Source organism: Massilia alkalitolerans DSM 17462, from assembly GCF_000427785.1.
GTDB lineage: Bacteria > Pseudomonadota > Gammaproteobacteria > Burkholderiales > Burkholderiaceae_D > Telluria > Telluria alkalitolerans.
Genome location: NZ_ATYR01000025.1, coordinates 61,758 through 88,481, shown reverse-complemented (window position 1 = coordinate 88,481; position 26,724 = coordinate 61,758). Strand labels below are relative to the sequence as shown.

Below are 26,724 nucleotides of genomic sequence, written 5' to 3'. Positions count from 1 at the left end.
TTGCTGACGGTGACGAATGGCGCTGCTGGTATTCTCCGTTAGCCTGGAAGCCGTCGCTCCGGCGTAGGCCGGAGCCTAATTTCCTATCCGAAACCGCTAACCTCACCGCTTCCCCAGCGCCTCCGGGTTCAAAATATTATCCGGCTGTCCCGCCGCAAACCGCACGATGTTCTCGAGCGCGGTCTGGAAATAGATCTCGTAACTGTCCTGCTCCACATATCCCAGGTGCGGCGTGGCCAGCACCGTCGGGATGCGCAACAGCGGCGAATCCGGCCGCAGCGGTTCGTTGCTGAACACGTCCAGCGCCGCGTGCCCTGGCCGCCCGGCCCGCAGCGCCTGCTCCAGCGCCCCGTCCTCGACCAGTTCCGCGCGGCTGGTGTTGACGAACAGCGCATCCGGCTTCATGCGTGCAAAATCCTCGGCCTTGACGATGCCGCGCGTGGCCTCGCCCAGGCGCAGGTGCAGCGTGAGCACGTCCGCCTGCGCGAACAGGGCCTCGCGCGAGGCCGCCGCCTCGAAACCGTCGGCCAGCGCCTTCTGCCGGCTGCCTTCGCTGCCCCACACCAGTACGCGCATGCCGAAGGCGCGCGCATAGCCGGCCACCAGCTGGCCGATCTTGCCGTAGCCCCAGATCGCCAGCGTGCGCCCGCGCAGCGAACGCCCCAGCCCGTTGAGCACCGGATTGATCGAGGCTGTCTGCCACAGGCCGTCCTTCAGGTTGCTCGCATACGGCACGATCTTGCGGCTGGCCGCCATGATCAGGGCCCAGGTCAGTTCGGACGGGGCCACCGGCGAGCCGATGCCCTCGGCGATCGCAATGCCGTGTCCGGTCGCCGCCGCCACGTCGATATGGCCGCTGACCTTGCCGGTCTGCGAAATCAGCTTCAGGTTCGGCAGCCGGGCCAGCAGCGCGGCAGGGAAGGCGGTGCGCTCGCGGATGAGCACCAGCGCATCGAAAGGCGCCAGCCGCGCGGCCAGTTGGCCGAGTCCGCGCGCCCCATGCGTAAACACCTTTACCTCATGTCCGTCGAGCAGGCGGAAGCATTGCAGGCCGCGCACGGCGTCCTGATAATCGTCCAAAACAGCTATTCGCATAAAAGTTGCTTTCAAATAAGTTCGATCACGTAGCGAAATAACAGCTTCCAAAAAGCCTCCGAATAGCCTACTACATTACTCGGTCATTTTTGGCTACTTTTTTGTAGTAGATGAGCGTGAATCGGGTTTTGCGGGTGTACAATCGGCCAATTCTTGAGGGTTTGACACGCTTGTGCCGGACCCGGCAGCACCGCTTCGGCTTCCCCCTTATGAGGCCGTCGACACGACCGCCGTAAACGCCGCGCTCCGCTGGAGCGGATCGCCATTTTAAGGCACGGCCAGACGGATGATCCTGCCACGACAGTATTCTTAATTGGCATTGGAGGTATCTATGAACCAGCCCGTGATGGGCGGCGTCGCCGCACTGAACGTTCCTGCTCACGTCAAACACCAAAAGCTCATCAACTGGGTCGCGGACATCGCCGCCCTGACGAAGCCTGACAGCATCTACTGGTGCGACGGCTCTGAAGAAGAGTACGACCGCCTGTGCGCGCAGATGGTCGAAGCCGGTACGATGAAGAAGCTGAACCCGGCGAAGCGTCCGAATTCCTATCTGGCCTGGTCCGACCCGTCGGACGTCGCCCGCGTCGAAGACCGCACCTACATCTGTTCAAGCACCCGCGAACAGGCGGGCCCGACCAACAACTGGATGGACCCGGCCGAGATGCGCCGCACCCTGAACGGCCTGTTCGACGGCTGCATGGCCGGCCGCACGCTGTACGTGGTGCCGTTCTCGATGGGCCCGCTGGGCTCGCCGATCGCCCACATCGGCGTCGAACTGTCCGACTCGCCTTACGTCGCCGTCAACATGCGCATCATGACGCGCATGGGCAAGGCCGTGTTCGACGTGCTGGGCGCAGACGGCGAGTTCGTGCCCTGCGTGCATACCGTCGGCATGCCGCTGGCCGCCGGCCAGAAAGACGTGCCGTGGCCGTGCAACGCCACCAAGTACATCGTCCACTACCCGGAAACCCGCGAGATCTGGTCCTTCGGTTCAGGCTACGGCGGCAACGCGCTGCTGGGCAAGAAGTGCTTCGCACTGCGCATCGCCTCCAACATGGGCTACCAGGAAGCGCAAGCGGGTGGCACCGGCTGGCTGGCCGAGCACATGCTGATCCTGGGCGTCGAGTCGCCGCAAGGCGACAAGAAATACGTCGCGGCCGCCTTCCCGTCGGCCTGCGGCAAGACCAACTTCGCCATGCTGATCCCGCCGAAGGCCTTCGACGGCTGGAAGGTCACCACCATCGGCGACGACATCGCCTGGATCAAGCCGGGCGCGGACGGCAAGCTGTACGCCATCAACCCGGAAGCCGGCTACTTCGGCGTGGCCCCGGGCACCAACGACAAGACCAACCCGAACTGCATGGCCTCGCTGCGCGAGAACGTCATCTTCACCAACGTGGCGCTGACCGATGACGGCGACGTGTGGTGGGAAGGCATGAGCAAGCAGGCGCCGGATCACCTGATCGACTGGCAGGGCAAGGACTGGACCCCGGCGTCCGGCACCAAGGCCGCCCACCCGAACGCACGCTTCACCGTCGCCGCCACCCAGAACCCGGTGATCGACGCCGCCTGGGACGACCCGGCCGGCGTGCCGATCTCGGCCTTCATCTTCGGCGGCCGCCGCTCGACCACCGTGCCGCTGGTGACCGAAGCCAACAACTGGGTGGAAGGCGTCTACATGGCCGCCACCATGGGCTCGGAAACCACCGCCGCCGCCGCCGGCCAGATGGGCGTGGTGCGCCGCGATCCGTTCGCGATGCTGCCGTTCATGGGCTACAACATGAGCGACTACTTCCAGCACTGGCTGAACCTCGGCAAGAAAATTGAAGCGCAGGGCAGCGCGCCGAAGATCTTCTGCGTCAACTGGTTCCGCACCGACGAGAACGGCGGCTTCGTGTGGCCGGGCTACGGCGATAACATGCGCGTGCTGAAGTGGATCCTGGACCGCGCGGAAGGCGGCGCCCAGGGCGGCCAGCAGCACCTGTTCGGCACTTCGCCGAACTACGGCGACCTGAACTGGGAAGGCGTGGACTTCACCGAGCAGCAGTTCACCCAGATCACCTCGATCGACAAGGACGCCTGGAACGAGGAGCTGAAGCTGCACAGCGAGCTGTTCGAAAAGCTGGCCTACCACCTGCCGCAAGAGCTGGTGGACACCAAGGCCAAGCTGGAGAAGCAGCTGGCTGCATAAGCAACGCAGCAATGCGGTAACACCGAAGGACAGGCCGAGGCCTGTCCTTTTTTATTGCGCTTTCCTGATCATTCCTGCAGCCCTTTTCGCGCACTCAAAGTGGCGCTACCCGATCGGTGCGGGGTTTAGGCTATCCGCTCATTCAACGCCATCGTAGGGAGAAGAGATCATGAACAGGACCATGAAGCGACTCGTTGCGACATCTCTTGCCGTGCTGCTGGCTGGAACGGCCGGGGCCGCCCTCGCCCAGGTCGGGCCGGCCAAGGAGGCCGCCACCCCGGGCACGGCCCGCCACAAGGAAGAAATGAAGGACGCGAACGAGCACGTCAACAGTGCCATCCGGGTCGTGCACCAGATGCAGGCCACGCCGGAAATGAAGTCACTGCTGCAGCGCGCGAAGGGCGTGTTCGTCGTGCCCAAGTATGGCGAAGCGGCCCTGGGTGTCGGCGCGCGCGGCGGCGCCGGCGTGCTCCTGGTACGCAACGGGAATACCTGGAGCAACCCGGCCTTCTACAACATGGGCGGTATCACCGCCGGCCTGCAGGCGGGGGCCGAAGCCGGCGCCATCGCCTTCGTGCTCAACGACCAGAAAGCCCTCAACAGCTTCATGCAGAACAACAAGTTCTCGCTGGGGGCCGACGCCGGCCTGACGCTGGTCGACTGGTCGAAGAAGGGCGAAGGCTCGGCCGGCTGGGGCAACATTACGGCCTGGGCCGACACCGAAGGCCTGTTCGGCGGCGCGGCCCTCAACATCACGGATATCGACTACGACGAAGACGAGACCTCGGCCTATTACCGGCGCCAGGTGGCGGCGCGCGACGTCCTGAGCGGCAAGGTGAAGAATCCGCAGGCCGACATGCTGCGTCAGGCGCTGGCGAATGCGTCCAGCGGCAGCGGTGCCGCAGCCGTGGGCAGCAGCGGAACGCGCGGGACGACCTCAGGCAAGGACACCAAGACCGAATCCGAACGGGAGCGCAGCCGATAGATCGCGGCGCCGATAAAAGAACAGGGGCAGTGCCTGGCGGCGCTGCCCCTGTTTTATTAGTCTACCAGCTTATAAACCGTCATTCCGGCGAAGGCCGGAATCCAATTCCTTTGCGTACCAGCTGCGGTGAAAGCTACTGGTTAGCATGCAGACCTAGGTTCCGGCCTTCGCCGGAAGTCGTAGGCGCCAGTGGCGCGTACGACGGTTTTACGGCTGTCGGCTGCGAACGATATCAACGTCGACTCAAGCCTTCAACAACGGCTTCAAATATTTCCCGGTCACGCTCGCCTTGTTCTTCGCCACCTCTTCCGGCGTGCCCGCAGCCACGATCTGGCCGCCGCCGGCGCCGCCTTCCGGTCCCAGGTCGACGATCCAGTCCGCGGTCTTGATCACATCGAGGTTGTGCTCGATGATCGCCAGGGTATTGCCCTGGTCGCGCAGGCGGTGGATCACCTTCAGCAGCAGGTCGATGTCGGCGAAGTGCAGGCCGGTGGTCGGCTCGTCGAGGATGTACAGGGTACGTCCGGTATCGCGCTTGGACAGCTCCAGCGACAGCTTCACGCGCTGCGCCTCGCCGCCCGACAGCGTGGTCGCGCTCTGGCCCAGCTTGATGTAGCCGAGGCCCACGTCCAGCAGGGTCTGCAGCTTGCGCGCGATCACCGGCACCGGCTTGAAGAACTCGTGCGCATCCTCGACCGTCATCTCCAGCACTTCGGTGATGCTCTTGCCCTTGTAATGCACCTCGAGCGTCTCGCGGTTGTAGCGCTTGCCGTGGCAGACGTCGCACGGCACGTACACGTCCGGCAGGAAGTGCATCTCGACCTTGATCACGCCGTCGCCCTGGCAGGCCTCGCAGCGACCACCCTTCACGTTGAACGAGAAGCGGCCCGCCGAGTAGCCGCGTTCCTTCGCGGTCGGGACGGTGGCGAACAGGTCGCGGATCGGCGTGAACACGCCGGTGTAGGTCGCCGGGTTCGAACGCGGGGTGCGGCCGATCGGCGCCTGGTCGACCGAGATCACCTTGTCGAAGTGTTCCAGGCCGTGGATCGCATCGTGCTCCGCCGGCTCGGTCTGCGAACCGTAGAGGTGGCGCGACAGGGCCGGATACAGCGTGTCGTTGATCAGGGTCGATTTACCGGAGCCCGAGACGCCGGCGATGCAGGTCATCAGGCCGACCGGCAGCGTGAGCGACACGTTCTTCAGGTTGTTGCCCCTGGCGCCAGTGATCACCAGCTGGCGCGCCGGGTCGGCCTTGGTGCGCTTCTTCGGCACCTCGATCTTGCGGCGGCCATCCAGGTACTGGGCCGTCACCGAGTGCTCGTTCTTCATGATCTGCTCGAGCGTGCCCTCGGCGATGATCTGGCCGCCGTGCACGCCCGCGCCCGGGCCCATGTCGACGATGTAGTCGGCGGTGCGGATCGCGTCCTCGTCGTGCTCCACCACCAGCACGCTGTTTCCGATGTCGCGCAGGTGCTTCAGCGTGGCGATCAGGCGGTCGTTGTCGCGCTGGTGCAGGCCGATCGAGGGCTCGTCCAGCACGTACATCACGCCGGTCAGGCCGGAACCGATCTGCGAGGCCAGGCGGATGCGCTGCGCTTCGCCGCCCGAGAGCGTATCGGCGCTGCGGTCGAGCGACAGGTAATCGAGGCCGACGTTGTTCAAGAACTTCAGGCGGGCCGTGATTTCCTTGATGACGCGCTCGGCGATGTCGCGCTTGGCGCCGGTCAGCTCCAGGGTCTCGAAGAAGGCGAGCGTGTCGCGCAGCGGCTTGTCGGAGACTTCATAGATGGCGCGCTGCTGCGCACCCTGGCCGATCTTCACGAAGCGCGCTTCGGTGCGCAGGCGCGCACCCTCGCAGGCCGGGCACTTCTTCTCGTTGATGAACTTGGCCAGCTCTTCCTTGACCGCCATCGAATCGGTTTCGCGGTAGCGCCGCTGCAGGTTGTTGACCACGCCTTCGAAGGTGTGCTCGCGGATCACGGTGCGGCCACGCTCGTTGACGTAGCTGAACGGGATCGCGGTCTTGCCCGAACCGTGCAGCACGGCTTCCTGCGCCGCTTTCGGCAGGGTCTCGAAAGGCTTGTCGAGGTCGAAGTCGTAGTGCGCCGCCAGGCTCTGCAGCATCTGGTAGTAGAACTGGTTGCGGCGGTCCCAGCCCTTCACGGCGCCGGACGCCAGCGACAGGTGCGGGAAGGCGACGATGCGCTTCGGATCGAAGAACTCGATGTGGCCGAGGCCGTCGCACTCCTGGCAGGCGCCCATCGGGTTGTTGAAGGAGAACAGGCGCGGCTCGAGCTCCTGCAGCGAATAGCCGCAGACATTACACGCAAACTTGTTCGAGAAGACGGTTTCCTTCTCGGTGTCCATTTCATACGCCACGGCACGGCCGTCGGCCAGGCGCAGGGCGGTCTCGAAGCTTTCGGCGAGGCGCTGCTTGATCTCCGGGTTCACCTTGACGCGGTCGATCACGACGTCGATGCTGTGCTTCTCGGTCTTCTTGAGCTTGGGCAGCTCGTCGATCTCATAGATCTTCGCTGCGTTGACGCCGCTGGCGACGCGGAAGCGCACGAAGCCCTGGGCCTGCATGGCCTGGAACAGGTCGCCGTGCTCGCCCTTGCGGCCCGCCACGACGGGGGCCAGGATCATCAGCTTGGTGCCTTCCGGCATGGCCAGCACCGTATCGACCATCTGCGACACGGTCTGGGCCGCCAGTGGCTCGTGCGGGTGCTGCGGGCAGTAGGGGGTGCCGACGCGCGCGTACAGCAGGCGCAGGTAGTCATGGATCTCGGTGACGGTGCCGACGGTCGAGCGCGGGTTGTGCGAGGTGGCCTTCTGTTCGATCGAGATCGCCGGCGACAGGCCCTCGATCAGGTCGACGTCAGGCTTTTCCATCAGCTGCAGGAACTGGCGCGCGTAGGCCGACAGCGACTCGACGTAGCGGCGCTGGCCTTCCGCATACAGGGTGTCGAAGGCGAGCGAGGACTTGCCCGAACCCGAGAGGCCCGTGATGACGATCAGCTTGTTGCGCGGAAGGTCGAGGTTGATGTTTTTCAGGTTGTGCGTGCGTGCGCCGCGGATCCGAATTTCTTCCATTAAGTTTTTTTAAGGCTTTCTGTAAGTTTGCGGGGCCGGCGCACGAAGTCTGTCGCGGTGAGCGGGCCAATCAGGGAGAACCTAGTAGTGTAGCTGTTTTTTCGAAGTGCTGTACATGCATCCAGCGGTTTTGTGCCGCTGGGATACGTTTCCATGTCAATCTGGAACCGACGCAGAAGCCTCGAAAAGCCGGGTTCGTCGTATGTGGGCCGTTTCCCCGGCTGTTCAATGACAAAGCGTTCAGATACCGAAAATTTTTGTTCGGACGCGGGTCAAACCCGGGATTTCCGCACTCGACCTGGCGCAATCGGGCGCGTGGGCTAGGACGCAAAATCTCCTTTTTTTCTCTGCCTTTCGGCCCCATAATAGTTGGCTGCAGCACTACGTTCCCTGACGCTTGGAAATCACGCAGAGTCAGGGCTCTACAAAACTCATTGGAGTAACAACATGGCATCAGTCAACAAGGTCATTATCGTCGGCAACCTGGGCCGCGACCCGGAAATCCGCTACATGCCGAGCGGCGACGCAATCGCGAACATCGCGGTCGCCACCTCGTACAAGTCGAAGGACCGCCAGACCGGCGAACAGAAGGAACTGACCGAATGGCACCGCATCTCGTTCTTCGGCCGCCTGGCCGAGATCGTGGGCCAGTACCTCAAGAAGGGCTCCTCGGTCTACGTCGAAGGCCGCCTGCAGACCCGCAAGTACACCGACAAGGACGGTATCGAGCGCTACGCGACCGACATCATCGCCGAGAACATGCAGATGCTGGGCGGCCGCCAGGGCATGGGCGGTGGCGACAGCATGGGCGGCGGCATGGATGACGGCGGCGGCTACGAGCCGCAGCAGCGCCCGGCCCCGCGCCAGGCCCCGCCGGCACCGGCAGCCCGCCCGCAGCCGCAGCGTCCGGCGCCGAACTTCTCGGACATGGACGACGACATTCCGTTCTAAGCGCTTCACCCGCGCGTCCGGCACCAGCAAGCCGGCGCCTGTCCAGAAACCCCGCACGCCCTGCGCTGCGGGGTTTTTTCTTGGCCGAAGCGTGCGTGCTGATCGGAGGCGAGCGCATACACTTGTCGGTCGAGCAGTTCCCACCGACGTACTCCCTTCGAAAGGAAAGCCATGCCACGCATCCAGACTTCCGGCGCCAATCCGACTGAGCTCTACTACTATGAACAGGGACAGGGGCAGCCTGTCGTCCTGATCCATGGCTGGCCGCTCAGCCACCGCATGTGGGAATCGCAGATCACGGCCCTGGCGGAAGCCGGCTACCGCGTGATCGCCTACGACCGCCGCGGCTTCGGGCAGTCGGGCAGGCCGACAGGCGGCTATGACTACGATACCTTCGCGGCCGACCTCGATGCGCTGATGACCCAGCTCGACCTGCGCGACGCGGTCCTGGCCGGTTTCTCGATGGGCGGTGGCGAGGTGGCGCGCTACATCGGCCGCTACGGCAGCGAACGGGTCTCGAAAGCCATGCTGCTGGGCGCCGTGCCGCCCTTCCTGCTCAAGACCGGCGACAATCCCGAAGGCGTGGACAAGTCGGTCTTCGACGGCATGCTGGAAGCGGTCAGGAACGACCGCATCGCATTCCTGGGCGATTTCTTCTACAACTTCTATAACCTGGACAAGGACGGCAAGGACGGCCAGGAACTGGTCGCCTTCAGCAAGTGGATCGCGTGGGAAGCATCGCCGCTGGCGACCGAGCAATGCATCAATGCGTTCGGCGGCACCGATTTCCGCGCCGACCTGGCCAAATTCGACATCCCGACCCTGGTCGTCCATGGCGACGCCGACCACATCGTGCCGCTCGAAGTGTCGGGCCAGCGCTCGCACGCCATGGTCGCCGGCAGCCGCCTCGAGGTCTTGAAAGGCGCGCCGCACGGTTTCGCCGCGACCCATGCCGCACGCCTGAATACCCTGATGCTGGAGTTCCTGAAGGCGTGATTCAGTCCGGCTGGCCGGGGATGCCCTTGTCCGCTTCCTCGGGAATGACGTACACGTCGCCCTCGGTCGCCCCGGCATCGTGCTTGCGCGCCCGCAGGTCGCGGTACACGGCGGCGCGCATGATCATCATCGACACCACCGGCGCCGTCATCAGGAGGAAGACGGCGATGATGATCTCGTGGATCACGAGGCGCGACTGCGCCACCGTGAAGTACAGCATCGAGGCCAGCAGCAGGCAGCCGGCGCCCAGGGTGATGGTGATGGCCGGGCCGTGGATGCGCTGGTAGAAGGTGGGCAGGCGCAGCAGGCCGAGGGCGCCGATCAGGACGATGCTCGCGCCCAGCACCAGCAGCACGGCCACCGGCACGGTCGCCCAGCCCGGCAGGTATTCGAGCCCGCTCATTCGATGATCTCCCCGCGCATCAGGAATTTCGCCATCGCCACCGTCGATACGAAGCCCAGCAGCGCGATCAGGATCGCCACCTCGAAGTAGACCTGGGTGCCGAAGCGGATGCCCAGCACCAGGGCCAGCAGCATGCCGGCCATCCACAGGGTGTCGAGGGCCAGCACGCGGTCGTGCGCCGAGGGGCCGATCAGCAGGCGCAGCGCGCACAGGCCCATGGCGACCAGCGTGCACACCAGGGCATAGCCGACCGCCAGTTCAAGCAGGGTTTCCATCCTTGTCCTCCGGTTGGGTTGCGCCGCCTTCGAAGATCTCGATCAGCGGCTGTTCGTAGCGGGTCTTGATGGTATCGATCCACCATTGCTCGTCGTGCAGGTCGAACACGTGCAGCGACAGTTCATAACCCTCGGGCAAAATTTCCACCCACACTGTTCCCGGCGTCATGTTGATGAGGCAGGACAGCATCGCCAGGCCGTAGGGGTCGCGCAGGTCCAGCGGTATCCGCATGAATTGCGCCTTCACGGTCTGGTAGTCGCGGAACAGGATGATGCGGCAGACGTTGAAGCAGGAGCGCACCACTTCCACGCCCGCCATTCCCATCAGGCGCACGAAGGTGAGCGGCGCGCGCATGCGCGGGTAGCCGAAAGGCTGCAGGCGGCGGGTCAGCAGCGGCACCGCGATGCCCAGCAGCGCGCCGAACAGCAGGTTGGCCGGGTCGACCGTCTGGTTCAGCAGCAGCCACAGGACGCACAGTCCGAGCGATACCACCGGGTAGGGAAGCCAGCGCATCATGGCGCCTCCTTGACCGAGGTCGGGCCGGGCACCGAAGGCGCGCTGCGCACCGCATCGATGTACAGGGCCGGCCGGTGGATGTCCGCGCTGGCGCGCGCCAGGTAGGCGAACAGCGGCTGCGCCTGGACCGTCATCAGTACCGATGCCAGCAGCAGGCCGGCCACCGGCAGCGCCTCCGAGGGATGCAGGGCGGGCGGCGCGAGGACTTCCGACGCCCAGAAGGTGCGCACCCCGAAGCGCATCAGCGACACGATCGCGATCAGCCCGGAGCCGAACACCAGGGCCATCAGGGTCCAGCCGGCGGCGCCGATCGGGGCCACGCCCGGGCCCGGGTTGATCAGGGCGTGGAACATGCCGAACTTGGCGACGAAGCCGGACAGCGGCGGCAGGCCCGCGATGATCAAGGCGCAGGCCAGGAAGGCCAGCGACAGGAAGGCCATCGCCGCCGGCACGCCGCGGCCCTTCGGCTCGGCCGGGGCATCCTCCACCGCGAAGGCTTCCATCGTCAGCGCCAACATCGCGGCGCCGGGCGTGCGGATGCGGTCGAACAGTTCGATCAGCAGCACGAAGGCGGCGATCGCCAGGGTCGAGGCGAGATAGTAGTACAGGCCGGCCGTCACCAGCAGCGGCTGGCCATAGCCGATCACCGACAGCAGCGTGCCCGAGGAGATGATCGCCGCATAGCCCGCCATGCGCCCGGCGGTATCGGTGGCCAGCATGCCGGCGGCGCCGAACACGATGGTCGCCATGCCGCCCCACAGCAGGGCGTCGTAGCCGTAGCGCGACAGTTCGCCGGCGCTGTCCGAAAACACCATCAGCCAGATGCGCAGCAACACATAGGCGCCGACCTTGGTCATCAGCGCCAGCATCACCGCCACCGGCGGCGAGGCCGCCGCATAGGTGGTGGGCAGCCAGAAGCCGAGCGGCCACATGGCGCTCTTGGCCAGGAAGGCCAGCGCCAGCACCGCCACCCCGGCCTTGAGCAGGCCGGCGTCCGTGCTGGCCAGGCCGGGCACGCGGCCGGCCAGGTCGGCCATGTTGAGGGTGCCGGTGACCGCGTAGATCATCGCCACGCCGACCAGGAACAGCAGCGAGGCCACCAGGTTGACGGCGATGTACTGCATGCTGGCGCGCAGCCGCGCCACGTTGTAGCCATGCAGCACCAGGCCGTAGGACGAGGCCAGCATGACTTCGAAGAACACGAACAGGTTGAACAGGTCGTTGGTCAGGAAGGCGCCGTTGATCCCCATCAGCAGGAACTGGAACAGGGAGTGGAAGTGCACGCCGATCCGGCTCCAGCGCGGCTGGGCATAGTGCAGGGCTGCCAGCCCCAGCAGCGCGGTCAGCACCAGCATCAGCGCCGACAGCCGGTCGGCCACCAGCGCGATGCCGAAGGGCGCGGACCAGTTGGCGGCCAGGTAGACCTGGACGCCGCCCGGCCAGCTGCCGTCGGCCAGCCAGGCCAGCGCCAGCGCATTGGCCAGCAGCGCCAGCACGCTGATGTAGGCGACCGCGAATTTCAGGCGGTGCCGCCCCTGGGTGAGGGTGGCCAGCAGCGCCCCGCACAGCAGCGGCAGCAGCACCGGAAGGATCACCAGGTGGCGGGACCAGTCGAGGGTGAGGAACTCCATCATGCTTCCGGCTCCTCGCCGTCGACGTGGTCGGTGCCGGTCAGGCCGCGCGCACCGATCATCACCACCAGGTAGAGCGCGGTGGTGGCGAAGCCGATCACGATGGCGGTCAGCACCAGCGCCTGCGGCACCGGGTCGGCCAGGGCCGCGGGATCGGGCACCGTGCCGGCCGGCGTGAAGGGTGGGCGGTCCACGGCCAGGCGGCCCATGGCGAAGATGAACAGGTTGACGGCATAGGACATCAGCATCAGGCCGACCAGCACCTGGAAGCTGCGCGGGCGCAGCACCAGCCAGATGCCGGCGCCGAATACGATGCCAATGGCGAGCGAGAGCACGGCTTCCATTACTGGATCTCCTTGGCAGGTGGGATGGCGCCGCTGCGCGCGGCGCCGGGTGGGGCGCGGCGGCTGCGCAGCGACTGGTGGGCAAGCGCCACCAGAATCAGCATGGTGGTGCCGACCACCACCAGGAACACGCCGAGGTCGAACACGAAGGCCGAGGGCACGTGCAGTTCGCCCAGCAGCGGCAGGGTGAGGTGGGCGGTGTGGCTGGTCAGGAAGGGATAGCCGAACAGCCAGGCCCCGATGCCGGTGGCGCAGGCCGTCACCAGGCCCCAGCCGATCCAGCGGTGCGGGCGCAGGCGCAGGTGCGACTCGACCCAGTCGGTGCCGGCCACCATGTACTGCACGATCAGGGCGGTGGCGAAGATCAGGCCGGCGACGAAGCCGCCGCCCGGCAGGTTGTGCCCGCGCATGAAGAAGTACACCGCGATCACGCCCATCACCGGCAGCAGGAAGCGCAGGTACACGGCCGGAATCATCAAGTAACCGCCGGGGGCGGCCTGCTCGGCCGGTTTCTGGCGCACGGCCGGGTCGACGTCGCTGGCCTGCTGCACCGGGATGGCGATGCTTTCCGGCGCCGGGCGGAAGCGGCGCAGCAGCGCGTACACGGTCAGTGCCACCGCCGACAGCACGGTGATCTCGCCCATCGTGTCGAAGCCGCGGAAGTCCACCAGCAGCACGTTGACCACGTTGGAACCGCCGCCCTCGGGCAGGGCGCGCAGCACGAAGAAGTCGCGCAGGGTGGAGTCGCCGGGGCGGGTCAGCACCGCATAGCTGGCCGCGGCCAGGCCGAGGCCGCCGGCGACGGCCACCAGCGAATCGCGCGAGCGCCGCAGCCAGGCGCTGGGCGGGATGCGCTCGGCCAGGTGGGCCGGCCGGAAGCGCGGCGGCAGCCAGCGCAGGCCGAGCAGGATCAGCACCGTGGTCACGGTCTCGACCATCAGCTGGGTCAGCGCCAGGTCGGGCGCCGACAGCCACAGGAAGGTCACGGCCGTCACCATGCCGGTGCCGCCGGCCAGGGCCAGCGCCGCCAGGCGGTGGTACTTGGCTTTCCAGGCCGCGGCCACGGCGCAGCCGGCGCCGATCAGCCAGAGCAGGGCGAACAGCGGATCGAGCTTGTCGAGCGCGGGCGCGGCCAGGTCGTGCACCGGGCGCGCCAGCAGCAGCGGCACGGCGACCATTGCCGCCACCAGCACCAGCAGCTGCGGCTGCAGGCGCCGGGTGCCGGCCACCTTCAGCACCCAGGAGGCGCCCTGGGACAGGCCGAGCATGACGTTTTCGTACAGCTGGGCGCCCTTCACGCGGTGCAGCACCGGCACCCGGTCGCGCCCGTGCAGGCCGAAGTGGTTACGCAGCAGCATGTAGCACAGCGCGCCGCCCACCAGGGCCATCACGCTCATCACGAGCGGCAGGTTGACGCCGTGCCAGATCGCCAGGCTGTACTCGGGCAGGGTCGGCCCCAGCACCGAGCCGGCCGCCACCGCGAGCACGTCGCCCACCACGCGTTCCGGCATCACGCCGACCGCGATGCACAGCAGCACCAGCAGCTCGATCGGCAGACGCATCCAGCGCGGCGGCTCGTGCGGTTCTTCCGGCAGGTCGCGTGCCAGCGGTCCGAAGAACACGCTGATGAAGCGCAGCGAGTAGATCACGCTGAACAGCCCCATCAGCACCGCCGCGACCGACATCCACCAGTTCTCGGTGCCGCCCACGACCATGGTCTCGGCGAAGAACATTTCCTTCGACAGGAAACCGTTCATCAGCGGGACCCCGGCCATCGCGGCGCTGGCCACGATCGCCAGCGCCGCGGTGTGCGGCATGGCGCGCCTCAGGCCGCGCAGCACGCGCATGTCGCGGGTGCCGCTCTCGTGGTCGACGATGCCGACCGCCATGAACAGCGAGGCCTTGAAGACCGCATGGTTCATGGTGTGGAAGATCGCGGCCACGACCGACAGCGGCGTGCCGATGCTCATCAGGACCGTGATCAGGCCCAGGTGGCTGATGGTCGAGTAGGCCAGCAGGCCCTTCATGTCGTGCTGGAAGATCGCGAAGAAGGAGCCGATCAGGAGGGTGAAGACCCCGGCGCTGCCGAGGATCCAGGTCCATTCCTCGGTGCCGGCCAGGGCCGGCCACAGGCGCATCAGGAGGAATACACCGGCCTTGACCATCGTGGCCGAGTGCAGGTAGGCCGACACCGGCGTGGGCGCCGCCATCGCATGCGGCAGCCAGAAGTGGAAGGGGAACTGGGCGCTCTTGGTCAGCGCACCGAGCGCCACCAGCACCAGGGCCGGCACGTACCAGTCGTGGGCGCGGATCGCGTTGCCCGCCCCCAGCACGGTCTGCAGCTCGTAGCTGCCGGCCATGTGCCCGAGCAGCAGCACCCCCGCCAGCAGGCACAGGCCGCCGATGGTGGTGACGGTAAAGGCCATGCGCGCGCCGCGGCGGGCGTCGTTACGCTCCTGCCAGTAGCCGATCAGGAGGAAGGAGGTGACGCTGGTGAGCTCCCAGAACACCACCAGCTGGATCAGGTTGCCCGACAGGACCACGCCGAGCATGGCCCCCATGAAGGCCATGATGTAGGCATAGAAGCGCGGCACCGGGTCGCGCCGCGACATGTAGTAGCGCGCATAGAGCAATACCAGCAGGCCGATGCCGAGCACCATGATGGAGAAGACCCAGGCCAGGCCGTCCATGCGCAGCACCAGGGCGAGCCCGAAGTCGGGCAGCCAGTCGATCTGCTTGCGCAGGACTTCGCCCTCGGCGATGCGGCCGAACTGGAGGATCGCCAGCAGCAGCGCGCCGGCGGTGGCGATCGCCGCCACCGCGGCCGGGCGGTGGCGCGATCCGGTGGGCATGCAGGCCGCCACCAGGGCAGCGGCAAAGGGAAGGGAAAGGAGGAGCAGGAGCATGCGGTCAGTCCTCCGAAAGCCAAGGGGCCGGTGCGGGTCGTTCAGCCATCGACACCGCCTTCTGGTGCACGCACCAGCAGGGTGTCGCAGGCCAGGTGCTGCAGCAGGTCGTCGCTGCGGCTACCCATGAATACACGCGCCACGCTCGAGCGTTCGCGCACGCCCAGCACGACCAGCTGGAGCGCATGTTCGTGGGCATAGCGGGTAATGGTGTCGGTGACGCCGCCGTGGCCGATGAAGGGCGCGATATGCTGGCGGGCGCCGGGCGGGAGGGCGCAGCCGTCGAGGAAGCGCTCGCTGGCCGCCAGCATCTCCGGCACCGCGTCGGCAACCGGCTCGGCCAGCGCTTCGAGCACGTGGAACAGGACGATGCGGCGTCCGGGGAACAGCCGCACGGTGGTCTCCAGCGCACGCCGCGAGGCGTCCGAGAAATCGTTCGCGACCAGGATGCGCGCATAGGCGCCGCGGGTGCGCTGGCGCACCACCAGCAGCGGCTGGGCCAGGCCCTGTGCCAGGCGCTCGGTGGTGGAGCCGAAGATCAGCTGCTGGAAGCCTTCGTCGCGCGAGGCGCCGGTGACGACCACGCCGTCGCCCAGGGTGCCGGCAGTATCCAGGATGGCATCGACGACCTCGCCGTCCCTCACCTGCAGGGTCGGCGCCACGCCGCTGCCGGCGAATTCTTCCTGCAGCTCGCGGCGTGCGGCCAGTTCGAGCGCGGACACGGTAGCGTCGCGGTCGAGCCAGGCGCTCACCTCGTCGGGCGTGCGCGGACCTTCGCGCACGGTCAGGATGACCAGTTCGGATTGCCATTCGAGCGCCAGCTGCTTGGCACGGTCCAGTGGGCGGTCGCAATGCGCGCACAAGTCCGTGGCGAGCAGCAGCCGCGATGGCGGGATACTGTCGTTCACGTAAACCTCCATGCCGGGAAAAAAGCGGCAAATGGCTCCACTTTACTGTTTTGCATGGGATACGGCAACGCATTACTTCAGGTCAATACGGCAAATTTTCTGCCAAACACAGCGCTCGTGCGCGCCGCAGGCGGCGGGCTTGCTAGCATGCGAAACATGCACATCCTCTGGAATTACCTGCGCCCGCACTGGCGCCTTGCCGCGCTGGCGCTGCTGCTGGCGGGCCTGGCACAGGTGCTGAACCTGGTCGACCCGATCATCTTCGGGATGATCATCGACGACTACGCGCTGCACCCGGGCGGCAGGAGCGACGACGAACTGGTGGTGGGCGTGCTGCGCCTGCTGGGACTGGCCGTGCTGGTGGCCCTGCTGGCGCGCCTGGCCAAGGCGCTGCAGGAATACGTGACGCGGCTGGTGGTGCAGAAGCTGGGCGTGGCGATCTTCAACGACGGCCTGCGCCAGGTGCTGCGCCTGAAGTACCAGGAATTCGAAGACCTGCGCAGCGGCGAGACCCTGTCGCTGCTGCAGAAGGTGCGCGCCGACAGCGAGCGCTTCATCAACACCTTCATCAACACGGTATTTGCCTCGCTGGTCGGCGTGTCCTTCCTGGTCTGGTACGCGGTGACCAAGCACTGGCTGCTGGTGCCGGTGTTCCTGGTCGGGGTGCTGGTGCTGGGCGGGCTCACCGGCTTGCTGAGCCGCGAGATCAAGACCCAGCAGCGCTCGATCGTGCGCGAGACCAACCGCAACTCCGGCTTCATCACCGAATCGCTGCGCAACATCGAACTGATCAAGAGCCTGGGCCTGACCTTCACCGAGATCCGGCGCCTGCGCGCCCAGACCGACAGCATCTTCGCGCTCGAGATGGCAAAGGTGAAGCGCATCCGGCTGCTCTCCTTCCTGCAGGGCAGCACGCTGAGCCTGTTGAAGCTGGCGATCCTGTTCGCGTTGCTGTGGCTGATCTTCCGCAAGATGCTGTCGACGGGCGAGCTGATCGCGATGCAGTTCATCTCGGTGGCCATCTTCGCGCCGCTGCAGGAGCTGGGCAACATCATCCTGGCGCACCGCGAGGTCGAGGCCTCGCTGCTCAACTTCCGCACCCTGATGGACAAGCCGATCGAGCGGCGCCCGCAGGACTTCGTCGAGATCGGCGCGCTCGAGCAGATCCGTTTCGCCGACGTGGGCTTCCGCCACAAGGGTGCGCAGGAGGATTCGCTGGTGGACATCTCCTTCAGCGCCGCGCTGGGCCAGACGGTGGCCTTCGTGGGGCCGTCGGGCTCGGGCAAATCGACCCTGGTGAAGCTGCTGGTTGGCCTGTACACGCCGGCGCGCGGCAAGGTGTACTACAACGAGATCTCGACCGCGGACCTGCGCTACAACGAGGCGCGCCGCCAGATCGGCTTCGTCACGCAGGAGACCCATTTGTTCGCCGGGACCATCCGCGACAACCTGCTGTTCGTGAAGCCGGATGCGACCGACGAACAGATCATGGCGGCGATGGCGCAGGCCTCGTGCGCCAACCTGGTCGAGAAGTCGCCCGATGGGCTGGACACCGTCATCGGCGAGCGCGGCATGAAGCTGTCGGGCGGCGAAAAGCAGCGCCTGTCGATCGCCCGGGCGCTGGTGCGCGAACCGCGCCTCCTGATCTTCGATGAGGCGACGTCGGCGCTGGATTCGCTGACCGAAGAGCAGATCACCAACACGGTGCGCGACATCTCGGCGCGTGTCAGCCAGATCACGATCCTGATCGCGCACCGGCTCTCGACCGTCATGCACGCGGACACCATCTATGTACTGGAAAAGGGCCGCGTCGTCGAAACCGGCTCGCACGAGGCGCTGGTGGCGCAGAAGGGCCTGTACTACGCGATGTGGCGCCAGCAGATCGGCGAGCGGCCCGTGCCGGCCGGCTCGGTTCAGGCGTCCGCGGGATAGCGCAGGCCGATCTGCCCGCGGATCCGGTCCAGCAGGGCCATGTTGGACAAGGTGTCCTCGTGCGTCATCAGGGGATGCTCGATCAGGCCCTCGCGCAGGCAGCGTCCGGCCTCGATCGCTTCATGCGTGTAGCCGTTGCCCAGGTAGGGCGTCGGGATGGTGCGCGAGGAACCGTCCTGCAGGTCCACGGTGATGCGCTCGGCCAGGTGGAACATGCGGTGCATGCGGATGCTGCCCTTGGTGCCGGAGACGATCAGTTCCGAGGCCGAGCGCGCGCGGATCGAACAGCTGCACACCGACAGGGTGCCGCCCTGGTGCTTCATGATGAAGGCGGTGGTGGCATCCACGCCCGTCTCGCTCATGATGGCCTGGGCCTGCACGTTCTCCACCTTGCCCAGCAGGGCGCAGGCGATCGAGAGCGGGTAGATGCCGAGGTCGAGCAGGGCGCCGCCGCCCAGTTCTCGCTTGTTGACCCGGTGCTCGGGGTCCAGCGTGGCCGAGAAGCCGAAATCGGCATGCACCTGGGTGACGGTGCCGATCTCGCCGGATGCCATGATGCGTTTGACTTCGGCGAGCGCCGGCAGGAAGCGCGTCCACATCGCCTCCATCAGGAACAGGTTCTTGGCACGCGCGAGCGCCACCACTTCGCCGGCTTCGCGCCGGTTGATGGCAAAGGGCTTCTCGCACAGCACGGCCTTGCCGCCGCCCAGGGCCAGCAGGGAGTTCGGCGCATGCATCGGGTGCGGCGTGCCGATGTAGATGATGTCGACGTCGTCCGCCCTGGCCAGCGCCTCGTACGAGCCGTAGGCCTGTTCGATGCCCAGTTCGCGCGCGAAGGTCTGCGCGCTCTCGAGCGTGCGCGAACCGACTGCCGCCAGCACCGCGCCCGGCGCATGCTTCAGCCCCAGCGCGAATGCGCGCGCGATACCGCCCGTGCCTAGGATGCCCCAGCGTACCGTATCGTCCATCGGATGTCCCCTTGTCTTTGGATGGTTCATCAGGATCGTGCGCTACGAAGCATACTCTCGCAATCGGTCTCCAGAAAAATCGCTTGCAATTAAATAGTGCGCTATGTATTATCTTTTCCATGGCAGCGAAGCTGAGGTCATCCACCCGACAGCGGTGCCTTTTAAGTAATGTGCTATTTAATCGCTATAAAACAACCGGGCCCTGCCCACAACAGCAAAGGAGCATCATCATGGCAATCGAAAAAGTCCTCTACCGTGCGAGCGCCACTGCCACCGGCGGCCGTGACGGCCGCGCCGTCTCGTCCGACAAGGCACTCGACCTCAAGCTGTCGACCCCGAAGGAGCTGGGCGGCGCGGGCGGCGGCGGGACCAATCCGGAACAGCTGTTCGCTGCCGGCTACTCGGCCTGCTTCCTGGGTGCGATGAAATTCGTGGCGGCCCGCGACAAGCTGAAGATCTCGCCGGACGTGTCGGTGCAGGGCAGCGTCGGCATCGGTCCGATCCCGACCGGCTTCGGCATCGAGGTCACGCTGCAGATCAGCCTGCCGGGCGTGCCCGAGGAAGAGGCGCGCACCCTGGTCGAGCGCGCTCACATCGTCTGCCCGTACTCGAACGCGACGCGCGGCAATATCGACGTGAACCTGCAGCTGGTCTGACGCGTTCCGTTTTCCGGACGGGGAAGCCAGCCTTGCCGGGCCGATCAGGCCGGGCCAGGCTGGCTTTTTATTTTTTTGACAGCGCTTTTACTTATTGCTGGATATAACTCACATTTAATAAGCGAGCTCTTCAATTTCACAATTCATTTTCTGAATATCGGAAATAGGCAAGCGAAATAATCGGTAAAGGCGGCGCAGGTTTGATAGAGGAGGAATTGCTTAATCGCTTATTCCATTTGCGCCAAATGTAATCCTTGCCGGCTTGTTTAATCAATGTAGAGCGAGTGGCGCGGCCAGTACGAGAGCAAGCAGACTGAAGCATTTGCTTACATTTAGGCCTTGTTTCGCTATTTCATGCTTACTTTTGCAGGATTTTGTATAGGTTCGCTAATGGTGTTGTCATCTTTGCGTCGGCACAAAACAACGGCATAAAAATTTTTTCCGCACGGCAAACAAAAAAATTTCCGAGCGTATAGAATTGCCTCCCATCAGCTTCCTGACTTAAATATTTCAATCGATCAGGATGGGCTGGCAAATCTGAAAACTCCCGAAAAAATTTAACAATTCACGTAAGCCGATGCACACCACTGTTTCTACTTCGCGTTCTTCTTTCAGTCTCGCGCAAACCCAGCAATACGCACTCCCTGTCCTGTTTGCCCTGTTCGGCCTGATCATGGGCTCGTGGGCCGGCCGCATCCCGGCCCTGGCCGAGCGCGTCCAGGTATCCCACTCGGAGCTGTCGATGGTCCTGCTCTGCGGCGGCCTGGGCGCCGTCGTGTCCTACCCGATCTCGTCCTTCCTGATGGGCCGCTTCGGCGCCCGCAAGTCGGCGCTGGTCTCGGGCATGGCGCTCCTCTGCGTGCTGGTGTCGATCGGCATGGCGCCGACCGTATCGCGCCTGATGCTGGCGGTCCTGATGCTGGGCATCACCGCCAGCACCTTCAACGTCGCCATCAACGCGGCCGCGAGCAAGCGTGAGAAGACGACCGGCAAGGCCGAGATGTCGATGTTGCATGGCCTTGCCTGCGCCGGCGGCCTGGTGGGCGCCACCCTGGGCAGCCTGATGGCCAGCATGAAGATCGCCCCGGGCACCCACTTCCTGATGCTGGCCGGTCCGCTGGCCCTGGTCCTGTGGGGCGCGTTCAGCATGATGGACGCCGACGATTCCGCCGAGCAGGTGGAAAAGAAGTCGTTCTCGCTGCCGCGCGGTCCGCTGGCACTGCTGGGTCTGCTGGGCTTCCTGGGCTCGATGTCGGAAGGCAGCATCGCCGACTGGAGCGGCGTGTTCCTGAAAGAGCACTTCGGTGCCTCGGACGGCCTGGCGCCGCTGGCCCTGTCCGCGTTCTCGGTCATGATGCTGCTGTCGCGCATGGTCGGCGACAAGATGAAAGTGCGCTTTGGCGCCCAGCGCCTGGTCACCATCGGTTCGCTGGTGGCGGCGTGCGGCCTGTTCTTCGCCGTGATGGCCCCGAACGCCTACGTCGCCCTGGCCGGTTTCGCGGTTGCCGGCCTCGGCCTGTCGCTGCTGTTCCCCTTCGTGTTCAGCGCAGCCGGCGCGCAAGGCCCGATGGCCCTGGCCGCCGTCGCCAGCATGGCCTACGGCGGCAGCCTGATGGGCCCGCCGGTGATCGGCGCGGTCGCCCACTTCGTCGGCATGCAGGCAGCCATCGCCTACCTCGGCGGGCTCTCCCTGGTCATCGCCTTCGTTGCAAGCCGTACCAAGCTGCTGAAGTAAGTCTCCCGCCGGCTCCCTTCCGGCACCCGATCCTCGCACGGCGCAAGCCGGCTTCCAACGCAGACCGCGCCATGCGCCGTCTGCGTTTTTTTTTGTTTGCGCTATCCCAAGCCTGTCCCGGCACTGGCCGAACTTCGCCCGCCGCGTCGTCTCCAATGGACAAGCCCCTTGATCACGGAGATGCCATGACGAGCACAGTCGATGCAGCCGCGGTAACGCAGTTCCACGACGGCGAGCTTGCCCAGTCCGACTGGCCGAGCCTGCACCGCGCGGCCGCACTCCCGGGGGCCTGGCAGGCCATCGACGCCAACCACCGCCACAACTGCCTGCTGTGGCAGGAAGAAGACCGCGCACGCCGGGTCGACGTTCCCGCCGCCGAGATCGCCACCAGCAAACGCCTGATCGACCGCTACAACCAGCAGCGCAACGATGCGGTCGAAGCCATCGACGAAGCGCTGCTGGCCGGCCTCGCAGCTGCCCATTGCGTCGAGCCTGTCCCGGGGGCGCGCCTGTCGAGCGAGACGCCCGGCGCGATGATCGACCGGCTGTCGATCCTGTCGCTCAAGATCCACCACATGCGGCTGCAGACCGAACGCAGCGATGCGGGGCAGGCGCACGTGCAGGCGTGCAGCGCCCGGCTGCAGCGCCTGACTACCCAACGCCACGACCTTGCCGCCTGCCTCGACCAGCTGCTGCGCGAGGCGCGCAGCGGCCAGGCCTATTTCAAGGTCTACCGCCAGTTCAAGATGTACAACGATCCCGCGCTCAACCCCTACCTGTACGGGCAGGCGGCCGGCGGCGCGGCGCAGGCAGGCGGCTGAATGGCGCTGCCGCGCATCGACGTCCTGGTGCCCACCTGCGGCCGGCCGGCGGCGCTGGCGGTCACGCTGACAGCGATCGGTGCACAGGATTATCCCGCGCTGCGCATCGTCGTGTCCGACCAGACCGAGGGCAGCACGGCCCTCGGACAGGCCGAGGTGGTCGCCGTGCTGCGCTACCTGCGCGCGCGCGGACACCAGCTCGAGACCTGGCACCACCTGCCGCGGCGCGGCATGGCGGAGCAGCGCGCCTTCCTGCTGGCGCAGGTCCAGGCGCCGTATTGCCTGTTCGTCGACGACGACGTCATCCTCGAGCCGGGCCTGGTCAGGCGCCTGCACGGCTTGCTGGTGCGGCAGGGATGCGGGTTTGCCGGCAGCGCGGTGCATGGCCTGAGCTACCTGGGCCAGGAACGCCCCGCGCAGGAGCAGCTTACGTTCTGGGAAGACCGCGTCGAGCCGGAAACCGTAATGCCGGGCAGTAGTGCATGGGCACGCCATCACCTGCACAGCGCAGCCAACCTGTTCCACCTGCAGCGCCGTCTCGGTATCCCGCCAGACCAGGAGCGTGCCTACCGCGTGGCCTGGGTGGGTGGCTGCGTGATGTTCGATAGCGCCAAGCTGCGCGCCGCCGGCGGCTTCGATTTCTGGCCGGCACTGCCTCCCGGCCATTGTGGTGAGGACGTGCTCGCCCAGCTGCGCGTCATGGAGCGCTTCGGCGGCTGCGGCATGCTGCCCTCCGGCGCCTATCACATGGAGCTGCCTACCACGCTGAAAGAGCGCAGGGTCGATGCGCCCTGGGCGCTGCTGCCGCACGGCGATCGCGCGGCATCGTCGGCTTCCCTGGCGCCGGCCCAGGAGCGGCCATGAGCGACGAACCGGCCCGGCTCGACGGGGTGGCGAAGATCGCCGTCCTGCGGCCGAACGCGGTGGGCGACTTCGTCTTCGCCCTGCGGGCCCTGCACGCGCTGAAGCATGCCTATCCGGACGCCGAACTGGTATTCCTCGGCAAGGCCTGGCACGCGGATTTCCTGGAAGGGCGGCCGGGGCCGGTCGACCGGGTCGTGGTCTTGCCGCCCATTCCCGGCGTCGGGGCGCCCGTGGACGAGCCGGTCGACGAGCAAGCTGTCGCGTGCTTCGTCGAACGCATGCGAGGGGAAGGCTTCGATATCGTGGTGCAGATGTACGGCGGCGGGCGCTACTCGAATCCCTTCGTCATGCGCATGGAGGCCAGGCTGGCTGTCGGGGCGCGCGCGGACGGCGCCCCACCGCTCGACCGCTGGGCTGTCCACGTCGAGCCGGCCAACCGGCGGCTGGCCTTGCTGGAGATCGCCGCGCTGGCCGGCGCGACGCTGCCGTGGATGCAGCGCGAACTGGCGGTCACGCCGGCGGACCGCGAAGCTGCGGCGGAGCTCTTTCCCCCCGACGGCCGGGACGCGGCGCATGGCCGGCTGGCCGAGTACGGGACCACGATACCGGTGCCGCCGCCGGGTTGTGACCGTCCACTGGTGCTGCTGCAGCCGGGATCCTCCGATCCGCGCCGCTGCTGGCCCGCGGAGCGCTTTATCGCCGTCGGCGACGCGCTGGCCAAGGCCGGTGTGCTGGTCGCCGTCAACGGCACCGCGCAGGAGGCTGGCCTGGTACGGCGGATCGTCGGCGGCATGCGCCAGCCGGCCCTCGACCTTGCCGGAAAGCTCGGGTTGGGCGGCCTGTGCGGCGTGCTCGAGCGTGCCGCGCTGGTGGTATCGAACGACACGGGGCCGCTGCACCTGGCGCTGGCCATCGGCACCCCGGCCGTCGGCCTGTTCTGGCATACGAACCTGGTCGACGGCGCACCCTTGCGGCCGGGCCTGCTGCGCGCTGCCGTCTCGGCCCAGGTGCGCTGCAGCGTGTGCGGCGCGGACAACCGCGCACCGCGCTGTCCGCACCAGGAGAGCTTTTTGCACGATATTTCGGTCGACGACGTGCTGGGGCTGGCGTTCGCGCAGTTGCAAAGCCAGCCTGCCGTCGCATCGAGTGCGTGAAGCCATGCGGCATCCTGATCCGGTGAACAGGGCCGGTGCCTTCACCAATACGGCCACATGCCCGTCGCGCGTTGTCCGCTCGGCTCCGTCCCGGAAAGCAGGGCACGAGCATGCTCGAGCACCACCGCGGCGCGCTCGGCGGCCGGATCCCAGATGCAGCGGTGGCGCAGGCGGTCGAGCGGGGCCCAGCGGGCAATGTCCGCCTTGCTGAACACCACCACGCTGTTCAGCCCGAGGCCGGCCGCGATGTGCGATACCCCGGTGTCGTTGCAGATCAGCAGCCGCGAGCGGCTCATCAGGGCCGCCATGGCGCCGATCGAGATTGGCGCCGCGGCCTCGATCGCGGGCGAACACATGTGCTCCGCGACCGCGCGGGCGAGCGGGGCTTCGTCGGCTGAACCGGTGAGGACGGTGTCCAGGCCGAATTCCAGCCTGATCTGGTCCGCCACTTCCGCAAAGCGTTCCGGAGGCCAGCATTTGTCGCGCTTGCGTGCGCCGGGATGGATGCAGATGTAGTTGCCGGGCTCGAGGTCAGGGGCGACCTTGCTGGTGTCGAGTTCGTCGATGTCTTCGCGCCGCAGAGGAAATTCGAGCTGGGCGCCGGCGTCCGGCGCGCCCAGCCGCCCGGGCAGGATCAGCAGACGTTCCTGTTCGGCGCCCGCGTCGGGCCAGGGCACGAGCAGGGTGCGCTCGGTCTGGCTTGCTTCACCGCGGCTGAAACCGGCCATGGCGCGGGCGCCGAAACCGGCGACGATATGGTTGGTCACGTCGCCGCTGCCGTGCAGCTGCAGGGCGAGGTCGAAACCCTGCTCGCAGATGGACGCATAGTAGGCCGTGAGTTCCTCGTGGCGCACCGCCTGCTCGGGCAGCAGCGGATGGCCCGGGAAGGGGATGAAATCGTCGATGTAGGCGTCGAAGCGCCGGGCGAACTGCGCCGCCCAGGGCAGGCCCGTGAGCACGATCCGCGCGTCCGGCAAGGCGGTGCGCAGTGCACGCAGGGCCGGTACCGAACAGAGCATGTCCCCCAGCTGCAGGGCGCGAAACACGATGACGCTGCGGATAGCGTGACGGTGCAGGAACGAACGCCGATTCATGTGTTCTCCAAATAATCCAGCCTTGCGTAAATTCCACAGCCAGGCACTACAGCGGCGGACCGGTCTCCAGCAGTCACAAGCAGGTCTTGTAAGGTCAGCAGCGCGTCAGGCGTGGCATAGCCGGTCGAGGACGTTGCGGGTAATCCGTTCGACCCTGCGGTCGCGTGCCTCGCCCAGCACCTGCGCCCAGTCGGTGGTCCCGGCGGAAAACACGGTGCCGCCATGCCGGAACATGCCCATCGCCGCGACGTGGATGCCCTCGCCGGCGCCATGGCCTACCAGCGCCGGTCGAGCGGGCAGGCGGCCAGCAACTGGCAGCCGTCCGGCGTCCCCGCTTCGTCGCGCCAGGCCGACAGGATGGCCTGGCCGTCCGGCCCGATGTGGTCGACCGGTATGCCGTCGCACTCGTATCCCGGCAGCGGCGGCCAGGTATCGGCGCCGAGCGACTCGCCGCGCGCCAGGCCGGTGCCCGCGAAGATCCAGTGTCCGGGCTGCTGGACGATGAAACCGGGCGTGTCGCGCGGGCCGTCCCACCAGCCGCCGCCATGGCGGTAGCTGGCGCCGCTCAGGGAGTCTTCCGGGCGCTGGGCGCCGGTGGCGGGCCACCAGTGGTCCCAGGCGCCGTGCTTGCCGCCCTGGTGGCACACCATGGCCGTGCCCTCGTCGACCAGGTGGATCGGGCCGCGTAGGACGCCACCAGCACAGGTTGGCGCCGAACAGGGCCAGATTGCCGCCGCCGGCGACGAAGTCTTCGACCGCGTCGCGCGTGTCTTCGCTCCAGTATTCGTCGTGGCCCACGCTGACCAAGAGGCGGTAGTCCTGCAGCAGCCTGGGCTGCGCATGGATGTCGAGGTCGGTGCAGAAGTCGGCCGCATAGCCGCAGCGCGCCATCCAGCGGATGAAGCGCGCATCCCAGTGCGCGAAGGTCTGGCGCGGGGAGCGCGGGTCGTAGTAGTCTTGCGCGCCCCAGGTCAGGCCGCCGATGCCGCCGCCGGGCCGGCGCAGCGAGACGCGGGCGCCGGGCGGGTGCGCCGAGCGCGGCGGATTGGTGTAGAAGCAGCCGCCGCCGGAGCAGTTGTAGGCGTGCCAGGTGGCGACGGGCAGCTTGTACAGGATGGTCTTGCTCGCCCTGGCGCGTACGACGAACAGGGCGGCGGCGGAATCGGCGGACAGCCGCAGGGGCCGGCCCTGCGGCAGCTCGA

Annotated in this window: 23 protein-coding genes; 10 read left to right on the top strand and 13 right to left on the bottom strand. The window is 66.6% G+C overall.

The window, feature by feature from the left end:
- Nucleotides 1-102: 102 nt before the first annotated feature.
- On the bottom strand, nucleotides 103-1,095 hold the full coding sequence (locus YWC_RS0120735; RefSeq protein WP_027867114.1) for a D-2-hydroxyacid dehydrogenase family protein: 993 nt from the start codon (nucleotides 1,093-1,095) through the stop codon (nucleotides 103-105).
- A gap of 331 nt (nucleotides 1,096-1,426) precedes the next feature.
- On the opposite strand from YWC_RS0120735, the gene YWC_RS0120730 reads away from it, so the two are divergent.
- On the top strand, nucleotides 1,427-3,289 hold the full coding sequence (locus tag YWC_RS0120730) for a phosphoenolpyruvate carboxykinase (GTP) (RefSeq protein ID WP_027867113.1): 1,863 nt from the start codon (nucleotides 1,427-1,429) through the stop codon (nucleotides 3,287-3,289).
- A gap of 181 nt (nucleotides 3,290-3,470) precedes the next feature.
- Nucleotides 3,471-4,274, top strand: a complete 804-nt coding sequence (locus YWC_RS0120725) for a lipid-binding SYLF domain-containing protein (RefSeq protein WP_169728142.1) — start codon at nucleotides 3,471-3,473, stop codon at nucleotides 4,272-4,274.
- A 243-nt stretch (nucleotides 4,275-4,517) separates the two neighbouring features.
- Here the strand turns inward: YWC_RS0120725 and uvrA are convergent, their stop codons facing one another.
- Nucleotides 4,518-7,367 carry an excinuclease ABC subunit UvrA gene (gene uvrA / locus YWC_RS0120720; protein ID WP_027867111.1) on the bottom strand — a complete coding sequence of 950 codons (2,850 nt, stop codon included), beginning with the start codon at nucleotides 7,365-7,367 and terminating at the stop codon, nucleotides 4,518-4,520.
- A gap of 447 nt (nucleotides 7,368-7,814) precedes the next feature.
- On the opposite strand from uvrA, the gene ssb reads away from it, so the two are divergent.
- Both ssb and YWC_RS0120710 read left to right on the top strand, forming a co-directional pair.
- A complete protein-coding gene (gene ssb / locus YWC_RS0120715; protein ID WP_027867110.1) occupies nucleotides 7,815-8,318 on the top strand; it encodes a single-stranded DNA-binding protein in 504 nt (167 codons plus the stop codon).
- A 171-nt stretch (nucleotides 8,319-8,489) separates the two neighbouring features.
- The gene (locus YWC_RS0120710) at nucleotides 8,490-9,314 is read left to right on the top strand and encodes an alpha/beta fold hydrolase (RefSeq protein WP_036215236.1); all 825 of its coding nucleotides are present in this window, start codon (nucleotides 8,490-8,492) and stop codon (nucleotides 9,312-9,314) included.
- Nucleotide 9,315: 1 nt separating this feature from the next.
- Here the strand turns inward: YWC_RS0120710 and mnhG are convergent, their stop codons facing one another.
- From mnhG to YWC_RS0120675, 7 genes are read right to left on the bottom strand one after another with little or no spacing between them, the layout of a single operon-like run.
- The gene (gene mnhG / locus YWC_RS0120705) at nucleotides 9,316-9,717 is read right to left on the bottom strand and encodes a monovalent cation/H(+) antiporter subunit G (RefSeq protein WP_027867108.1); all 402 of its coding nucleotides are present in this window, start codon (nucleotides 9,715-9,717) and stop codon (nucleotides 9,316-9,318) included.
- Nucleotides 9,714-9,992, bottom strand: a complete 279-nt coding sequence (locus YWC_RS0120700) for a K+/H+ antiporter subunit F (protein ID WP_027867107.1) — start codon at nucleotides 9,990-9,992, stop codon at nucleotides 9,714-9,716. The genes mnhG and YWC_RS0120700 overlap by 4 nt, the downstream gene beginning before the upstream one ends.
- Nucleotides 9,976-10,509, bottom strand: a complete 534-nt coding sequence (locus YWC_RS0120695) for a Na+/H+ antiporter subunit E (RefSeq protein ID WP_027867106.1) — start codon at nucleotides 10,507-10,509, stop codon at nucleotides 9,976-9,978. The genes YWC_RS0120700 and YWC_RS0120695 overlap by 17 nt, the downstream gene beginning before the upstream one ends.
- The gene (locus YWC_RS0120690) at nucleotides 10,506-12,143 is read right to left on the bottom strand and encodes a monovalent cation/H+ antiporter subunit D (RefSeq protein ID WP_027867105.1); all 1,638 of its coding nucleotides are present in this window, start codon (nucleotides 12,141-12,143) and stop codon (nucleotides 10,506-10,508) included. Before YWC_RS0120690 ends, YWC_RS0120695 begins: the two co-directional genes overlap by 4 nt.
- A complete protein-coding gene (locus YWC_RS0120685) occupies nucleotides 12,140-12,484 on the bottom strand; it encodes a Na+/H+ antiporter subunit C (RefSeq protein WP_027867104.1) in 345 nt (114 codons plus the stop codon). The genes YWC_RS0120690 and YWC_RS0120685 overlap by 4 nt, the downstream gene beginning before the upstream one ends.
- Nucleotides 12,484-15,390, bottom strand: a complete 2,907-nt coding sequence (locus YWC_RS30195; protein ID WP_036215230.1) for a monovalent cation/H+ antiporter subunit A — start codon at nucleotides 15,388-15,390, stop codon at nucleotides 12,484-12,486. Before YWC_RS30195 ends, YWC_RS0120685 begins: the two co-directional genes overlap by 1 nt.
- A gap of 41 nt (nucleotides 15,391-15,431) precedes the next feature.
- On the bottom strand, nucleotides 15,432-16,298 hold the full coding sequence (locus YWC_RS0120675) for a universal stress protein (RefSeq protein WP_027867103.1): 867 nt from the start codon (nucleotides 16,296-16,298) through the stop codon (nucleotides 15,432-15,434).
- A gap of 156 nt (nucleotides 16,299-16,454) precedes the next feature.
- Here YWC_RS0120675 and YWC_RS0120670 point away from each other — a divergent pair, with 156 nt between their 5' ends.
- Complete coding sequence (locus YWC_RS0120670; RefSeq protein ID WP_027867102.1) at nucleotides 16,455-18,230, top strand: ABC transporter ATP-binding protein; 1,776 nt, start codon at nucleotides 16,455-16,457, stop codon at nucleotides 18,228-18,230.
- On the opposite strand, the gene YWC_RS0120665 is transcribed toward YWC_RS0120670, so the two are convergent.
- A complete protein-coding gene (locus tag YWC_RS0120665; protein ID WP_027867101.1) occupies nucleotides 18,212-19,198 on the bottom strand; it encodes a Gfo/Idh/MocA family protein in 987 nt (328 codons plus the stop codon). The two genes, YWC_RS0120670 and YWC_RS0120665, sit on opposite strands and share 19 nt — an antisense overlap.
- A gap of 230 nt (nucleotides 19,199-19,428) precedes the next feature.
- Between YWC_RS0120665 and YWC_RS0120660 the strand changes: the two genes are divergently transcribed.
- The 5 genes from YWC_RS0120660 (at nucleotide 19,429) to YWC_RS0120640 (ending at nucleotide 24,428) form a co-directional block, all read left to right on the top strand.
- Nucleotides 19,429-19,854 carry an organic hydroperoxide resistance protein gene (locus YWC_RS0120660; protein ID WP_027867100.1) on the top strand — a complete coding sequence of 142 codons (426 nt, stop codon included), beginning with the start codon at nucleotides 19,429-19,431 and terminating at the stop codon, nucleotides 19,852-19,854.
- Between the two features lie 577 nt (nucleotides 19,855-20,431).
- Nucleotides 20,432-21,589 (top strand): MFS transporter, encoded by a 1,158-nt coding sequence (locus YWC_RS0120655; RefSeq protein WP_027867099.1) that lies wholly within the window; start codon nucleotides 20,432-20,434, stop codon nucleotides 21,587-21,589.
- 185 nt (nucleotides 21,590-21,774) lie between these two features.
- Nucleotides 21,775-22,410 (top strand): DUF4254 domain-containing protein, encoded by a 636-nt coding sequence (locus YWC_RS33855; RefSeq protein WP_027867098.1) that lies wholly within the window; start codon nucleotides 21,775-21,777, stop codon nucleotides 22,408-22,410.
- Nucleotides 22,411-23,274 carry a glycosyltransferase family 2 protein gene (locus YWC_RS33850; RefSeq protein WP_051306620.1) on the top strand — a complete coding sequence of 288 codons (864 nt, stop codon included), beginning with the start codon at nucleotides 22,411-22,413 and terminating at the stop codon, nucleotides 23,272-23,274.
- Nucleotides 23,271-24,428: a glycosyltransferase family 9 protein gene (locus YWC_RS0120640; protein ID WP_027867097.1), complete on the top strand. Its 1,158-nt coding sequence runs from the start codon at nucleotides 23,271-23,273 to the stop codon at nucleotides 24,426-24,428. Before YWC_RS33850 ends, YWC_RS0120640 begins: the two co-directional genes overlap by 4 nt.
- A 41-nt stretch (nucleotides 24,429-24,469) precedes the next feature.
- Here YWC_RS0120640 and YWC_RS0120635 read toward each other — a convergent pair whose 3' ends face one another.
- From YWC_RS0120635 to YWC_RS33845, 3 genes are all read right to left on the bottom strand, one after another.
- Nucleotides 24,470-25,522: a glycosyltransferase family 9 protein gene (locus YWC_RS0120635; RefSeq protein ID WP_027867096.1), complete on the bottom strand. Its 1,053-nt coding sequence runs from the start codon at nucleotides 25,520-25,522 to the stop codon at nucleotides 24,470-24,472.
- A gap of 105 nt (nucleotides 25,523-25,627) precedes the next feature.
- Complete coding sequence (locus YWC_RS34060; RefSeq protein WP_267872172.1) at nucleotides 25,628-25,756, bottom strand: hypothetical protein; 129 nt, start codon at nucleotides 25,754-25,756, stop codon at nucleotides 25,628-25,630.
- Between the two features lie 41 nt (nucleotides 25,757-25,797).
- The gene (locus YWC_RS33845; RefSeq protein ID WP_027867095.1) at nucleotides 25,798-26,172 is read right to left on the bottom strand and encodes a N,N-dimethylformamidase beta subunit family domain-containing protein; all 375 of its coding nucleotides are present in this window, start codon (nucleotides 26,170-26,172) and stop codon (nucleotides 25,798-25,800) included.
- Nucleotides 26,173-26,724: the final 552 nt, after the last annotated feature.